This window comes from Limnothrix sp. CMB-01 (assembly GCF_055193175.1).
In genome coordinates, this window is the sequence record NZ_CM143720.1 from 3,069,978 (window position 1) to 3,084,891 (window position 14,914).

The following is a 14,914-nucleotide window of genomic DNA, read 5'->3' on the forward strand; positions in this document are numbered from 1 at the left end:
TGGTGAATTTGGCCAAGGAATTGGGCTGATCGGTTGAAACTATTGGGCGGCTGGCGGGGGTGGCTCCGGCTCAGTGCGCGAATCTGAGTGAATTTCCGAAACTTTACTGACCAGGAATACGAGCCGGAATGGCTGACCCATGGCTTTTTCAAGAAATTCTTCGAGCAATTGGGCTTGAAAGGGCGAAATGCTCTCGGCCGATTGAACGGTGAGGCGAACTTCTGGTGGGCTGGCCAGCCAGTTAACGCTGCTGTCAATGAGCTGCACGCGCCGGAAAGTGAGGGTGCGATCGAGCAGGGCTTGGCGCAAGCTGGCTTCTAGCCGGGCCTGGCGCACCAGTTCGGAAAAGCTGTAGGTCAACGGCACGGCTAACAGTAGGGTCATGCCGACGATCGCGGTCATGCCGTGGCGGCCGGTTTTCAGGGGCAGTTCCCCCAGAATCCAGAAGGTTAGTGCCGCCGCCAAGGCAATGCCACAGAGGTTTGTCAACAGCAGTAGAGCGGCCCCTTGGGCCAACAGACCATAGCCCTGGGAAATGGCGAGGCCAACGGTACAGGCGGGCGGCATCAGGGCCACGGCGATCGCGGTTCCTGCCACGGTTCCCGAAACCTTGGGCTGCACCATGGCATAGGCGCTGACCGCTCCGGCCACGAGGGCCACGCCTAAATCCAACAGGTTGGGATTTCCCCGGGCCAGCACTTCACTGCCAAAGGCGGGAATGCCTGCCAACCAGCCAACCAAGGCAGACAGCCCGATCGCCAGAAACACACCACAACTGAGCGACCCAAAACCCCGCCGAAACAGAGACCAATCGCCCGCCACAACGCTCCAGGCGATCGCCCGAATGGGCAACATCAGGGGAGCGATGATCATGGCCCCAATGATGACGGCGACGCTGTTGGCCAACAGTCCAAAGGAGGCAATCAGACAGGCTGCGAGGACTTGGGTGAGGTAAGGGCGATCGATCCGCGCATCTTCCCAGAGCATGTGATTGAGCTGGACCGATCGCTCCGGTGACAAGCGCTGCCACTGAATCAGCCGCTGACGGGCGGCCTTGCCCCATTGCCAAAGGTCAGACCGGCTAGCCCGCCACCCCCCTTGCCTGATCCACCCCGACTTGTGCTGCTTTTGTGCCACGAACTGGCTCCTGATTGCTGGACTGCTGTGGGATTGGGCAGGCTCCATTATCGATCGCGCCCGCAAAGGTTGACGGCGCGATCGGTGCGGCGCGATCGGGAAGGATGGAGAGGATTTGGATGCCCAATCCGCGTCGGCTGTTGATTGGCAGCGATTGGGGGCAAGGAAGGGTGATCGGAACTGTCATCGGAACTGCCAATCGATCCCAAGCTCAGGGCATGGTTGGGGTAATCTTTAAAGAGGATGCAAAAAAATTTCATGTTTCTTTAGCTTCCAGGGATCACGATTCAGGTCTGAATTCCTTACCCTGTGGAATTGACCCGCTGGAATTGCCCCTGTGCCGTTGGGTGAACAGACCGCCTAACGCCATCGCCGCCAATTGCCTCTCACTTGCCACCCGCCTGGGGTTAAACCATGGCCCTCGACTTGCCCGATCGCACCACAACGGACGCTTCACCCGCACCCATGCCACCGACCCCGATCGATGACGAAATCCTTGATCTGGATGACGAAGCCCTTGACCCTGGAGATGACCTGTGGCTCCCGGGAACTGCTTGGCTGAGCGGCCCCCGGGGGTTGTTGGTGGGCCTGGGGGCGGGGGTGTTGGTCAGTTTGGGGGTGAGCTTTGCCCTGGGAGGCCGCAATCCCCAAGCGCAACCCGCCGTGGCCCAACAGCCCGCGACGGCCACCGCGCCCCCGGCGACCGGCAGCGAACAGCCGGTGACCATTGCCACCGCAGAATTGGCCCAAGTGAGCCGGACGATCGAAGCCAGCGGCACGATCGAGGCCCGCGAGCTAGTGCCCGTGCAACCGCCGGGTACTGGGCTAAAGGTGCTGCAAATTTTGGCCGATGAGGGGCAAGTGGTGCAGCAGGGGCAAACCCTGGCCATCGTGGATGATTCCTTGTTGCGCACCCAGTTGGGTCAAGCCCGCGCCCAGGCCTTGGAAGAGGAAGCGGCCCTGGCAAAGTTGCGCAGTGGGTTCCGGCCGGAGGAAATTGCCCAGGCCCGCGAGGCGGCCCGCCAGGCTGCGGCGGGGGTCGATCGCGCCAGAGCTGACCTGGCCCTTTCAAAATTGCGAGTCGATCGCAACCAGTCCTTGGCCAATGAGGGGGCAATCTCGCGCGATCGCCTGGATGAAGTGATTACCCGGGCCCGGGGCGACGAGGCGGCCCTCGAACAGGCCCAAGCCCGCTTTGCGGAAACCCAGCAGCGCTACCGCCAGTTAGCCACCGGTAACCGCCGAGAAGACATTACCCAAGCGGAAGCCCGCTTTTTGCAGGCGCGTGGCCGGGTGCGCCAAATCATGGAGCAGCTCAAAAATTCGCGAGTCTTGGCTCCCGCGCCGGGGGTAATTGTGAAGCGGGAAACCACCGTGGGCAATGTGACGGCCAATACGCCGCTCTTCCAAATTGCAGCGGTGGGCAAGCTGGAACTGCATTTGAAAGTTCCCGAAACCCAACTCCGGGGTATTCAGCCGGGGCAACCGGTGCAGGCGATCGTGGATGCCACCCGGCAGGTGATTAACGGTCGGGTGCGCGAAATTGACCCCACGATCGACCCCCAATCCCGCCTGGCCACGGTCAAGGTGGAACTGCAACCCTCGCCGGGACTGCGCACGGGGATGTTTTTGCGGGCCGCCGTGGGGGTTTCTATGGGGCGCGGCTTGGCGATTCCGGCCAAAGCGGTGTTGCCACAGCCGGATGGCACGGCGATCGCCTATCGCTTGAACCCCGACAACACGGTCAGTGCCCAGCGCGTTGAAGTGGGCAAGGTGCTCCCCGATGGGCGGGTGGAAGTGCGCAGCGGTTTGCAAGCGGGCCAAGGAGTCGTGGTCAAGGGTGGGCCCTACCTGAAAGATGGCGATCGAGTGCGTGTGATGCCCAATTAAATGCCCGTTAATGCCCGTTGATGCTTGTTGATTAGTTGATCAAATGCCCGTTGATTAGCTGAATCAATTGATTAGATGCCTGTCGATCAATTGCCCGTTGATCAAATGCCCGTTGTATCGATGTTTCCAGATGCCTAATGCCGTCACTTCGGACGAACGGATTTTTGACCGATGAGTAACTTCAACCTGTCCGCTGGTTCGATTCGGAAACCGATCCCCACGATTTTGGCCTGTTTGGTGGCGGCCATCTTGGGGGTTGCCTCCTTTTTGAATTTGGGCATCGACCAAAGCCCAAATATCGATGTACCGGCGGTATCCGTCACGGTGATTCAACCCGGCGCGGGGCCCGTGGAGCTGGAAACCGAGGTGACCAAAAAGGTGGAGGACGCGATCGCCGCCTTGGGCAACATTGACCAGATGACCTCCACGGTGACCGATGGGCGATCGTTCACGCTGGTCAACTTTGTGCTGGGAACCGATGCCAACCAGGCCACCAATGATGTGCGCAATGCCATCTCCCAGATTCGATCGAGCCTGCCCGCTTCGGTGGATGAGCCGTTGGTCGATCGGGTGGAATTCAGCGGCGGGGCGATCATGACCTACGCCTTGTCGGGTGAGGGAAAATCCGTTGAAGAATTGAGCGATTTGGTCGATCGCACCATTGCCCGGGAATTGCTGTCCGTGTCCGGTGTGGCCCAGGTGGAGCGATTGGGGGGCGTGAGTCGGGCAATTCGGATTGATTTGGATCCGGGGCGATTGTCGGCCTATGGGATTACGGCTACCCAGGTGAATGACCAGGTGCGATCGCTCAATGCCAACTTCCCTGGCGGCCAGGTGGACGTGGGCGGCAGCCAGCAAACGATCCGTACCTTGGGCAGCGCCCGCACCCTCAGCCAACTGCAAAACTACCGAGTTACCCTGCCCAATGGCGGCACGATTCCCCTCGCGAGCCTGGGCCGTGTCAGCGACAGTTTCACGGAACCCAAGGAAGCGGCCTTTTTGAACGGGGAGCCGGCCGTGGCCTTTTCCGTGCTCCGCAGCACCGGCAGCACTCTGGTGACCGTGGAAGAGAATGTCACCAAAGCGGTGGCGGAACTGCAAAAGCGCTTGCCTAATCTCAAATTTGATTTGATTTTTAGCGACGCGGATCCGATTCGGATGACCTATCGATCGACCGTTGAGGAGCTAATTTCTTCCTGCATCCTCACCACGATCGTTGTAGGCATCTTTCTGCGCAACGTTCGTTACACGCTGATTGCGGGGGCGGCCCTGCCGTTGTCGATCATCCCAACCTTTGCGGTGATGCAAATGCTGGGCTACACGCTCAACAGCATGACCCTGTTGGCCTTGGCCCTGGCGATCGGGAACTTGATCGATGATGCGGTGTGCGTGGTGGAGGATGTCGATCGGCACTTGAACATGGGCAAATCGCCCCGACAGGCGGCCTTGGATGCGTCGTCAGAATTGGGCTTTTCCCTGCTGGCCACCGCCGGAACGCTGATCGGCGTGTTCTTGCCGGTGGCCTTCATGGGTGGCATTCCGGGGCAATTTTTCCAGCCCTTTGGGGTCACGGTGGCCGTGTCCACGGTCTTTTCCACCACCGTTGCCTGTACCGTCACCCCCATGATGAGCGCCTACTTGCTGAAACCCAAGGCCAACTTGGAGCTGGTGGCAGAGGCGCAATCGACCGAAACCCAACCGGGCCCCTATCGCCGGGTGCTGGTTTGGGCCCTGCGGCATCGGGTTGCCACCCTGATGATCGCGATCGCCTTTTTCATTGCCAGTTTGCAGTTAGTGCCCTTCATTCCCAAAGGTTTGTTTAGCAGCGGTGACACGGGCCTCAGCACCGTGGAAATTGAACTGCCACCGGGCACACCCCTCGAAGAAACCGTGGAAGTCATGAGCCGTACCTACGGCCTGCTGAAAGTAAATCCAGCGGTCGATCGGGTGTTGTTTGCCGCTCGCCAAAACAACCTGGCCACGGGGTATGTGAACCTGAAACCCGAAGACCAACGCAGCGTCACCCAGCGGCAGTTTGAGCAACAGATGCGGGAACAGTTCAAGTCGATCGCTGGGGCCCGGGTCACCTTCCAAAGCTTGCAAAGCCGAGGTGGCACCAGCAAAGATCTGCGGATTGTGCTCAAGAGTGAAAACCCGGAATTGCTGACCAAAACCGCCGCTGACTTGGAGCGACAAATGCGCGGACTGTCCGGTTTGGTGGAAGTCACCTCCAGCGCCAGCCTGGTGAAGCCAGAAGTGGCCATCATTCCCGATGTGCAACGGGCAACGGACTTGGGCGTTTCGGTTCAGGCCATTTCCCGCACCGCCACCCTGGCCACGATCGGGGATAACGAATCGAGCTTGGCTAAATTCAACCTGAGCGATCGGCAAATCCCGATTTGGGTAAAAATTGCCCCTCAATTCCGCAGCAACATCGAAACCCTCGAAAATTTGCGGGTTCCCGGTCGCAACGGAGCCATGATTCCCCTCACCAGCGTGGCGGATATTCAGCTCATCAGCGGGCCCGCCCAAATTAATCGCTACAACCGATCGCGTCAAGTCACCCTAGATGCCAATCTGCAAGGCATCTCCCTGGGCACGGCTCTGGAACAGATTCGCGCCCTGCCGGCCATGAACCCCTTGCCCCCCGGCATTGAAGAAGAACCGGCCGGCGATGCCAAAATCATGCGCGATATTTTCAGCCGGTTTTTGTCCGCATTGGGGTTGGGCGTGCTCTCGATCTACGGGGTGTTGGTGCTGCTCTATAACAGCTTCCTTTACCCGATCGGGATTTTGGCGGCCCTGCCGTTGGCCACGGGAGGCACTTTCCTGGGCCTGTTGGTGATGCAAAAGGAACTGGGTCTCTTTGCCCTGATTGGGATTGTGCTGTTGATGGGGCTGGTCACCAAAAACGCGATCCTGCTGGTGGACTTTGCCCTCGAAGCGGAACGCCACGGACTCCCCCAATCGAAAGCCGTGATTGAATCCGGTGTGGCCCGCCTGCGCCCCATTTTGATGACCTCCGTGTCAACGGTGGTGGGGCTGTTTCCTCTGGCTTTGGGTTTGGGAGCCGGAGCCGAAGAGCGCAGCCCCATGGCCGTCGCCGTGATTGGCGGGTTCACCACTTCAACCCTGCTGACGCTGCTGGTGGTGCCTGTGTTGTTTACCTATGTGGACAATATCCAGCATTGGTTCAAGCAACTGGTGGGGATTGAGCCGCGTCGCCGCCGTCGATCAACCATTCGCAAAGTTCTGGAGTCGTGATCTCCGCCACAGGAACGCCCCCTAAGAACGGCATACAATCAGATCAGAACCGGCGAACCTAAGCCTGGGGGTGTCTTGATGTTGGTCATGCTCCTGAACAGTGGCTTGTTGACCCCTAAAGATGTTTGCCAAGGTTGCCTGTGGGCCGATCGCACGGGTAACCCGCGTTGGCAGAATGGTCATCTCTCCTGTGCCCATGCGGTGCGGCCTGCCGCCGACAACCAACCCGCTTGCTATGAGTGTGAGATGGGTTTTCTCCTAGCGGATGTTTGCAGCCACTCGGGTTAAGTCTTTAGCTGCGCGATTTTCAGTGACCTGTGGATGGCGGGTGTGGCAATTAGGTTGCCCATGCCCGCCTCTTGTTATTAGATTTCCTATCAAACTTTCTATCAAACTTCCTATCAAATTTCCAAAGCAATTTCACCAACAGCCCAATCATGCGGTTCAGCGGTTCAATCGATCGACCCAATGGGGTGACTGCATGAGGCGGCTGAACTGAGATCAGAAGCTCTATTAAACGAGAATGTTTTGATTGAGTGAGATTTCCATTCGCCTTGATGGGAATGATGCGACTTGTTAGCGAATTTCCTGGCGAATTCTGTTCAGATATTTCATCAAGATAGGTTAAGAAACCCAGAAGTGTTGAATGACAGATTCAGGTTATAAAAAAGGGGTAAGAAGATGTAATTCTTACCCCAAACAATCAAAAAGTAATACACCAATGTTACGCTCATTCTCTCAAATCGTCAAACCTATTCTCAAAAGCTTACCTGAGCATGATTACCCAGTGCTCAGCAGTCGGAGATTTTTTGAGATCTGGTTGACCTTCATTCTTGATCAAGGTTTGATGAGCATGAGAGACCTATTTTTCAAGCTCAATCACACCGGTATCTCAGTAGACATATCAACGTTTTCCAAGGCTTGTAAAAACCGGGATAATCACCGATTCTGCCGCATCTACACTCAGCTAATCAGAACACTGAAACAGCGTCATCATCCCGATGCCATGATGCTAATGCCCATTGATTCCACCGTTGTGACTCTCACTAGCCGACTGTTTTGGCAACAGAGTTATCATCGAGTCAAACTCTTAGCAGGCTTCAATCAGCAACAAGGGTGGTCAAGCGAATGCCTGATCCATTTTGGTCAAGGGCATGATGCCAAATTTTCTGGCTACCTGCCGAGTATGATTCCTGAAAACGGGATTGGGATTATGGATCGGGGTTTTGCTGATTGGCATTTCATTGATGAGTTGAGTGAAATAGGGACTTATTTTGTGGTGCGAATCAAGAACAATATGAAAGTCAATCTGAATCATGACCGCTATCGAGTAGTCACCTTTTGCGATCTAGAAAGTCGATGTGAATTTCGTTTAGCAACGAATTTAGTAGACTTTTCAAATGAAGAGATTGGAGAACTGTATCGAAAGCGCTGGCAGATTGAGTTGCTATGGAAGTTCTTAAAGATGCATTTAAAATTAGATCAGCTCATTACGAAAAATCAAAATGGCGTAGCAATACAGATCTACATGGTCTTAATTGCTTATGCCATCTTGCAGTTAATAGAATTGCCGCAATTCTATAGTCAGACGCTACTAGATAAATTGCGATATTTGCAAGTTGTACTCGGTCGCTATGGCTCAATCAGTCATTGGAGCTATGATTTACTGCCAGAAACTCTTGTTGCCTAGAATATGAAGTTTTGTGTTTAGATTCAACACTTCTGTAAGAAACCGTGATTTAAACTTGGGTTAAACTTCAGATCTCGATCGAGCCTAATCGGCTGGTTGCTCCGTTTCATGGATAATTTCTCAATTAGCCGGTAATTGGTCGGTAATTAGCCGAAGGGTGTGCTGGTTGCCCCAAGAAGCCACGGTAAAAATGGAAAGGAACCGGTTAAGAATCGATCGATGCAAGAAATTAAGTAATTTTTGATCACTTTTTGTTGTTTTAATAATTTCCTCAAAAATGCATCAATCGACACTTTTCATCGGAAAATCTTGCTAATTTAGGAAAATTCGGCCGCTAAACAACCCAAGAGAATTTGTTTAGACTTCCACCGCCCAAGCAAGTATTTACAAATTTTACAAAAATCGCACTATTTTGCTCGGCATTCCTTAAGAAAACCGATCGCTCCCTCAATTCATCTGGGAACTGACGCTAGGCTAGATTTGTGATTCGATCTTGCCCCCGCTGTGGCCACCCATGCTCGACCCCCACGGGCGATCGGGGATGGAAATCACGGAATGGCGATCGGGTCATGATTTTCCCTTCTCTTTTGGCATGAATTCCCCGAAGGATTGGTGCTTTTGGCTAACCCTTCCGTGGCTTCTGCACCGGATCTAGCGCTACCAGCTCACGACTTAATTGCTTTCCTTTGCCTTAACCAACCCATTAGCCGCATCAAGCTAGCCTAATCAAATTCAACCGCGCCCAATGAAGTTGGCTGTTTTGAATTGGCTGCCCTGAATTAATTCCTTGGAATTGGCTGTCCTGAATCTACCCGCATCAGCTCAATGCTTCTGAGGTTCAGTCTTTGCCAAAGGAAGCTCGCCTGATCCAGTTTTCTGAACATTTTTGAACATTTGAGATAACCAATCACCCGCTTGATCGCTGCAAGGTTGTTGCCATGGCAGCGCTGTCAGGGGTTGCTTTGTGCTGCCTTTGCACAACGGCACAACATTGGTTGAGAGTCATGAAAGTGAGTGGAACTATGGCTATTGCAACTAAGCCTGATCAAGATCACCCGGTCAGTCAACCCTCTGGTGCTGTCTCTGCGAATGCCCCAATGAGTCAATCTGGATCGGCTGGGTCGGCTGGATCAAAGGCTTCTGGATCGAAGGGTTCTAAAACTGCAAAGGCAACTGATTCTTCGGCGGTTGATAAACGGTTCAAGGCGTTGGATTTGGTGATGAAACGCCAACAATATCGCCAAGATGCTTTGATTGAAGTTCTGCACCGGGCCCAAGAAATCTTTGGTTATTTAGAGGAAAAAACGCTGTTGCATGTGGCTCGATCGCTCCAATTACCTGCGAGCCATGTGTTGGGTGTCGCCACGTTTTATCACCTCTTTTCCCTCAAGCCCAGCGGTGAACATACCTGTGTGGTTTGCTTGGGAACCGCTTGCTATGTCAAGGGGAGCGGCGATGTGCTGAATGCTTTGGAAAAACACACCGGTATCCAGTCGGGAGCCACCACCAGCGACGGCAAAGTCTCGTTGGTGACGGCCCGTTGCATTGGAGCCTGCGGCATTGCGCCAGCGGTGGTGTTTGACGGGCAAGTGGCGGCGCAGGTGACCACAGAACAGGCGATCGCCCGCATTGATCAGTGGCGTGGTGATGCATGAATCGTTGGGTTGCGAATCGTGGTTACCTGTGGCCTGCCCATGATTCGCCCTGAATGACCTACTCGAAATGACGTGCATTATCCGTTAATTCGCCGTCCCGTTTGTCGCCCCGTTTGCCCCCAATCTGCTGACCAAGCTGCCTGAGGAGTCCGAATCCATGGATGGTCATGAACTGCTCGATCTCGCGGAACAATGTGCCCAGGCGAAAAAGCCCATTCGTGTACATTGCTGCACTTCCACGGGCTGCCAAGCGGCTCGATCGCTCGAAGTTAAAAAAGCCCTTGAACAACGGGTTCAGGATTGCCAACTAGCCGATCGCGTGGAAGTGGTTGGCGTGGGTTGCATGGGGTTTTGTGGTCAGGGGCCGATGGTGGAATTGGACTCCACCGATCCCCAGGTAACAACCACCCATTACGAAAAGGTGACCCCGGCACAGGCCCCCTCAATTATTGACACCATTCAAGGGGGCCAAACCGATGCCCTACAGGGCAATTCGCAACACCCATTTTTTGCGAAGCAGTTGCTGATTGTGCGGAACCACAGCGGCAAAGTTGACCCGGAACGCATTGAAGAATCGATCGCCCTTGGTGCTTATCAAGCCCTCCACCATGCCCTGTTTGAACTCACCCCAGAAGCGGTGGTTCAAGAAATCTCGAAATCGGGCCTGCGGGGCCGAGGTGGTGCGGGCTATCCCACAGGGTTGAAGTGGGCCACGGTGGCCAAAATGCCCCCCGGCCAAAAATATGTGATCTGTAATGGAGATGAAGGGGATCCAGGCGCATTTATGGATCGCAGCGTTCTGGAGAGCGATCCCCACCGGATCCTAGAAGGCATGGCGATCGCGGGCTATGCCGTGGGAGCTGACCAAGGGTTTATCTATGTGCGAGCGGAATATCCCCTAGCGATTCATCGCCTGCAAAAGGCCATTCAACAGGCCAAGCAAAAGGGATTTTTAGGGAGCCAAATTTTTGGTTCGGGTTTTGATTTCAAGGTGGATATTCGGGTGGGGGCTGGGGCCTTTGTTTGTGGCGAAGAAACGGCCCTGATTGCTTCCGTGGAAGGCAAGCGCGGCACTCCCCGTCCCCGGCCGCCCTACCCGGCCATTTCGGGCCTCTGGCAAGCGCCCACCCTGATCAACAACGTGGAAACCTTCGCCAACATTGCCCCGATCATTCGCAAGGGTGCGGATTGGTTTGCGGGCATTGGCACGGAAACCAGCAAGGGCACCAAGATCTTTTCCTTGACCGGCAAGGTTTGCAACACCGGCCTCATTGAAGTGCCGATGGGCATTAGCCTGCGAACGATCGTGGAAGAAATGGGCGGCGGTGTTTCCGAAGGGCAGGTGAAAGCAGTCCAAACGGGCGGCCCCTCGGGCGGCTGCATCCCCAGCAGCTATTTGGACACGCCTGTGGATTACGAGTCCTTGGCGGCATTGGGGTCAATGATGGGATCCGGCGGCATGGTGGTGATGGATGACAAAACCAGCATGGTGGAGGTGGCGCGGTTCTATATGGAATTTTGCCGCAGTGAGTCTTGTGGGCGCTGTGTGCCTTGCCGGACGGGCACGGTACAACTCCATGATTTGCTGACCAAGCTGGTGGAAGGTCGGGGCACGGCCTTTGATCTGGCGCAAATGGAAAGCCTTTGTCAGGTGGTGCGCCACACCAGCCTTTGCGGGTTGGGCATGTCGGCTCCGAATCCGATCGTGAGCACGTTGCGCTATTTCCCGGAGGAATATCAAGCCCTGTTGCAGCCCGATCGCTGGCGAATTCCGGCGACGGTTTCTTGAGGGGGATGCATCAGGTTGAACCTAATCATTAAACCCAGTGGTTGAACCTAATGATTGAACCTAATTACTGATCTTTTGCTGATTTTTTGCTGATCTTCTTGGGCTGATCGAAGCAAGCAATTTCATGGGACTGAAGGGATTTAACGTATGGCTGTCGTAACGCTGACAATTGATGGGGTGGCGGTCGCCGCTGAAGCAAAAGCCAGTATTTTGCAGGCGGCGCGATCGGCTGGCATTGCCATTCCCACCCTGTGCCATTTGGAAGGGGTTTCGGATGTGGGAGGCTGTCGTCTTTGTGTGGTGGAAGTGGCGGGAATTAACAAACTATTGCCCGCCTGTGTGACCCAAGTGGCCGAGGGCATGGCGGTGCAAACCAACACGCCCACGTTGCAGTCCTACCGCCGAACCTTGGTGGAATTGCTCTTTGCAGAAGGCAACCATGTTTGTTCCGTTTGCGTGGCCAATAATCACTGTGAATTGCAGGATATGGCCACCACGGTGGGAATGGATCATAGCCATTTTGCCTACCAATTTCCCAAGCGGGATGTGGATGTTTCCCATGAAAAATTCGGACTCGATCGCAACCGTTGTATCTACTGCACCCGCTGCATTCGAGTGTGCGACGAAATTGAAGGAGCCAGGGTTTGGGATATTGCGTTCCGGGGCGAACGGGTCAAATTAATTGCCGGTTTGGATCAGCCCTGGGGTGATGTGGATGCTTGCACATCCTGCGGTAAATGCGTGGATGCTTGCCCCACGGGTGCTTTGTTTAAGAAAGGATCAACGGTTGCGGAAATGACGCGCGATCGCGATCGCCTGCAATTTTTGCAATCCGCCAGGGAGGAACACCAATGGACACGCTAACCAATCCCGCTCAAGGGGCTGCGGTGGCAACGGAAGGAGCCGATCGCCCCAAATTACGCTTTGCAACCGTTTGGTTAGGGGGCTGTTCCGGTTGTCACATGTCCTTTTTGGACTTAGATGAATGGCTGTTTGAGCTGGCGAAATACGCGGAGGTGGTGTTTAGCCCCGTGGGCAGCGATGCCAAGATTTTTCCCGATCAGGTGGATATTTGCCTGGCAGAAGGAGCCGTTGCCAATGAAGAAAACTTGGAATTTATCCAAAAGGTGCGATCGCGCAGCAAGCTGTTAATTTCCTTTGGCGATTGTGCGGTGAATGGCAACGTAACTGCTATGCGCAATCCGAGCGCCACCGTTGAAGAAATTCTCGATCGTTGCTATCTGGAATTGGCGGATTTATCACCGCAATATCCTCGAGAACCGGGTATTGTGCCGCCCTTGATTAAACAGGCCTTGCCTGTCCATCAAGTGGTTCCTGTGGATGTGTTTTTGCCCGGTTGTCCGCCCTCGGCTGCTCAAATTCAAAGCGCCCTGGAGTCACTTTTTACCGGTGAAGCCCAAGCAGCCAATCTGAAATTTGGTTAGAAACAGGGGGCAGCAATGGCAGGCGATCGACGGCGGCAACCATGGCGACTTTGGCTTTCGAGGGGACTCTTGATCGGGGCGATCGGGCTGATCTTATCCCTTTGGAGCTTAGGAGCCAGGGCCAATTCCTCCAGCACCTGTCAATACAAAGAGCACTCCCTATTTGGCAAGGTGCAAATTGTTGAATCCTTCCCTGACTTTACGGTGCAGGTTGTTGAAGCATTCCCCGATTTGAAAGTGCAAATCGTCAACGCATTTCCTGATCGGTGTGGTGAGTGGCAATTTGTCAATGCTTTCCCCGACTTCAAAATCAAATTTGTGACGGCATTTCCTGACCTCAAAATTCAGTTTGTCACCAGCTTCCCTGGCTTAACTTAAGCGTAACCCCAGTGAAGTAGGGCTAGCGTCGGTAGAAATTAGCCATTGAAAATGGGCAAATTGGACTGCGGTAATCCTCTGAAATCATGCGAGCATTATGAGTTCCAAACTGGTTATTGATCCGGTCACCCGCATTGAAGGTCATGCCAAAATCTCCCTGTTTTTGGATGATGCGGGAAAGGTTGAAGATGCCCACTTTCATGTGGTTGAATTTCGCGGATTTGAAAAATTTTGCGAAGGACGACCCATGTGGGAAATGGCGGGAATTACCTCCCGCATCTGTGGCATTTGCCCCGTGAGCCACTTGTTGGCCTCTGCAAAAACCGGCGACAAAATTTTGGCCGTGCGTGTCCCTATCGCGGGCGAAAAGTTGCGGCGAATGATGAACCTGGGGCAAATTTTGCAATCCCATGCCCTCAGCTTTTTCCATCTCAGCAGCCCCGATTTTCTGCTGGGTTGGGACAGTGACCCAGGCCAACGCAATGTTTTTGGATTAATGGCGGCGAATCCGGACTTGGCACGGGCGGGGATTCGGTTGCGGCAGTTTGGCCAAACGGTGATCGAGCTGCTGGGAGCGCGCAAAATCCATGCGGCTTGGCCGGTTCCTGGCGGGGTTCGCTATCCCTTGTCCGATGAAGGAAAAGCTTGGATTCAAGACCGATTGCCAGAATCACGAGCCACAATTTTAAGCGCGATCGAACTATTTGAATCGTGGCTTGATGCCCATCCGGTGGAAATCGATGTGTTTGGTAAATTTCCATCGCTCTTCATGAGTTTGGTGGGTGATGATGGACGCTGGGAGCATTACGGCGGTCATCTGCGCATCATTGACAGTGAAGGGCAAATTGTCGCCGATCGCCTCTCGGAAGATGACTATCAATCCTTCATTGGCGAAGCCGTTGAACCCTGGTCTTATCTGAAGTTTCCCTACTACAAACCCTTGGGCTATCCCGATGGTGTGTATCGCGTGGGGCCCCTGGCTCGGTTGAATATTTGTGACTTCATTGGCACGCCAGAAGCCGATCGGGCCCTGGAGCGATTTAGACAGCGGGCCGGTGGGCGAGTGGCCACTTCTTCGTTTTTCTATCACTACGCTCGATTGATTGAAATTTTGGCCTGCGTTGAGGCGATCGAACAGTTAGTGAATGATCCTGATGTGCAGTCGCCTCGGGTGCGGGCGGAAGCTGGTATTAATGAGCTGAATGGCGTTGGTGTGAGCGAAGCACCTCGGGGCACGTTATTTCATCATTACCAAGTGGATGAAAACGGCTTAATTCAATCGGTGAATCTGATCATTGCCACGGGTCAAAATAACTTGGCGATGAATCGCACCATCAAACAAATTGCTCAACATTATGTTGAAGGCAGTAGCGATGGATCGATTCCAGAGGGAATTTTGAATCGGGTTGAAGCGGGAATTCGAGCCTTTGATCCTTGCTTGAGTTGTTCAACCCACGCGGTGGGGCAAATGCCGCTGAAACTAGATGTGTTCAATGCCGATCGGGTACTGATTCAGACCCTGGAGCGGTCTTCCTAGTAGCGTGGCTGCCTTAATTCGCTGGATTAAATTACATGGCTATTACCGTCACCAAATCGTTAGGCAGCAAGGGGCTTAAGCCCCTTGTTACCACGACTGGCTCCGCAACTTCGACTCAATGTATTAAGC

The 14,914-nt window shown here is 54.3% G+C and carries 13 protein-coding genes; 11 read left to right on the top strand and 2 right to left on the bottom strand.

The features are described from left to right. Positions 1 to 39 precede the first annotated feature (39 nt). Positions 40 to 1,137, bottom strand: a complete 1,098-nt coding sequence (locus ACZA91_RS12810; RefSeq protein WP_463182514.1) for a DUF389 domain-containing protein — start codon at positions 1,135 to 1,137, stop codon at positions 40 to 42. 47 nt (positions 1,138 to 1,184) lie between these two features. After that, positions 1,185 to 1,397, bottom strand: a complete 213-nt coding sequence (locus tag ACZA91_RS12815) for a hypothetical protein (protein ID WP_463182515.1) — start codon at positions 1,395 to 1,397, stop codon at positions 1,185 to 1,187. Between the two features lie 154 nt (positions 1,398 to 1,551). Here ACZA91_RS12815 and ACZA91_RS12820 point away from each other — a divergent pair, with 154 nt between their 5' ends. From ACZA91_RS12820 to ACZA91_RS12870, 11 genes are all read left to right on the top strand, one after another. Further along, a complete protein-coding gene (locus ACZA91_RS12820; RefSeq protein ID WP_463182516.1) occupies positions 1,552 to 3,027 on the top strand; it encodes an efflux RND transporter periplasmic adaptor subunit in 1,476 nt (491 codons plus the stop codon). A gap of 171 nt (positions 3,028 to 3,198) precedes the next feature. Further along, a complete protein-coding gene (locus ACZA91_RS12825; RefSeq protein WP_463182517.1) occupies positions 3,199 to 6,291 on the top strand; it encodes an efflux RND transporter permease subunit in 3,093 nt (1,030 codons plus the stop codon). A gap of 78 nt (positions 6,292 to 6,369) precedes the next feature. Next, entirely contained in the window at positions 6,370 to 6,579 is a 210-nt protein-coding gene (locus ACZA91_RS12830; protein ID WP_099535036.1) for a hypothetical protein, read from the top strand. A gap of 433 nt (positions 6,580 to 7,012) precedes the next feature. Then, positions 7,013 to 7,981 (top strand): transposase, encoded by a 969-nt coding sequence (locus tag ACZA91_RS12835; protein ID WP_463186432.1) that lies wholly within the window; start codon positions 7,013 to 7,015, stop codon positions 7,979 to 7,981. Positions 7,982 to 8,495: 514 nt separating this feature from the next. Continuing rightward, on the top strand, positions 8,496 to 8,636 hold the full coding sequence (locus ACZA91_RS12840) for a hypothetical protein (RefSeq protein ID WP_463182518.1): 141 nt from the start codon (positions 8,496 to 8,498) through the stop codon (positions 8,634 to 8,636). Positions 8,637 to 9,078: 442 nt separating this feature from the next. Further along, positions 9,079 to 9,636 (top strand): bidirectional hydrogenase complex protein HoxE, encoded by a 558-nt coding sequence (gene hoxE, locus ACZA91_RS12845; RefSeq protein ID WP_099535037.1) that lies wholly within the window; start codon positions 9,079 to 9,081, stop codon positions 9,634 to 9,636. A gap of 157 nt (positions 9,637 to 9,793) precedes the next feature. Next, a complete protein-coding gene (locus ACZA91_RS12850) occupies positions 9,794 to 11,425 on the top strand; it encodes a NuoF family protein (RefSeq protein ID WP_463182519.1) in 1,632 nt (543 codons plus the stop codon). Between the two features lie 147 nt (positions 11,426 to 11,572). Beyond that, positions 11,573 to 12,289 carry a bidirectional hydrogenase complex protein HoxU gene (gene hoxU / locus ACZA91_RS12855; RefSeq protein ID WP_099535039.1) on the top strand — a complete coding sequence of 239 codons (717 nt, stop codon included), beginning with the start codon at positions 11,573 to 11,575 and terminating at the stop codon, positions 12,287 to 12,289. Beyond that, positions 12,277 to 12,870, top strand: coding sequence for an NADH-quinone oxidoreductase subunit B family protein (locus tag ACZA91_RS12860; RefSeq protein ID WP_190526999.1), 594 nt, complete (start codon positions 12,277 to 12,279; stop codon positions 12,868 to 12,870). Before hoxU ends, ACZA91_RS12860 begins: the two co-directional genes overlap by 13 nt. A gap of 15 nt (positions 12,871 to 12,885) precedes the next feature. Next, positions 12,886 to 13,248 carry a hypothetical protein gene (locus ACZA91_RS12865; RefSeq protein ID WP_463182520.1) on the top strand — a complete coding sequence of 121 codons (363 nt, stop codon included), beginning with the start codon at positions 12,886 to 12,888 and terminating at the stop codon, positions 13,246 to 13,248. A 97-nt stretch (positions 13,249 to 13,345) separates the two neighbouring features. Next, entirely contained in the window at positions 13,346 to 14,785 is a 1,440-nt protein-coding gene (locus tag ACZA91_RS12870) for a Ni/Fe hydrogenase subunit alpha (RefSeq protein ID WP_463182521.1), read from the top strand. Positions 14,786 to 14,914 lie beyond the last annotated feature (129 nt).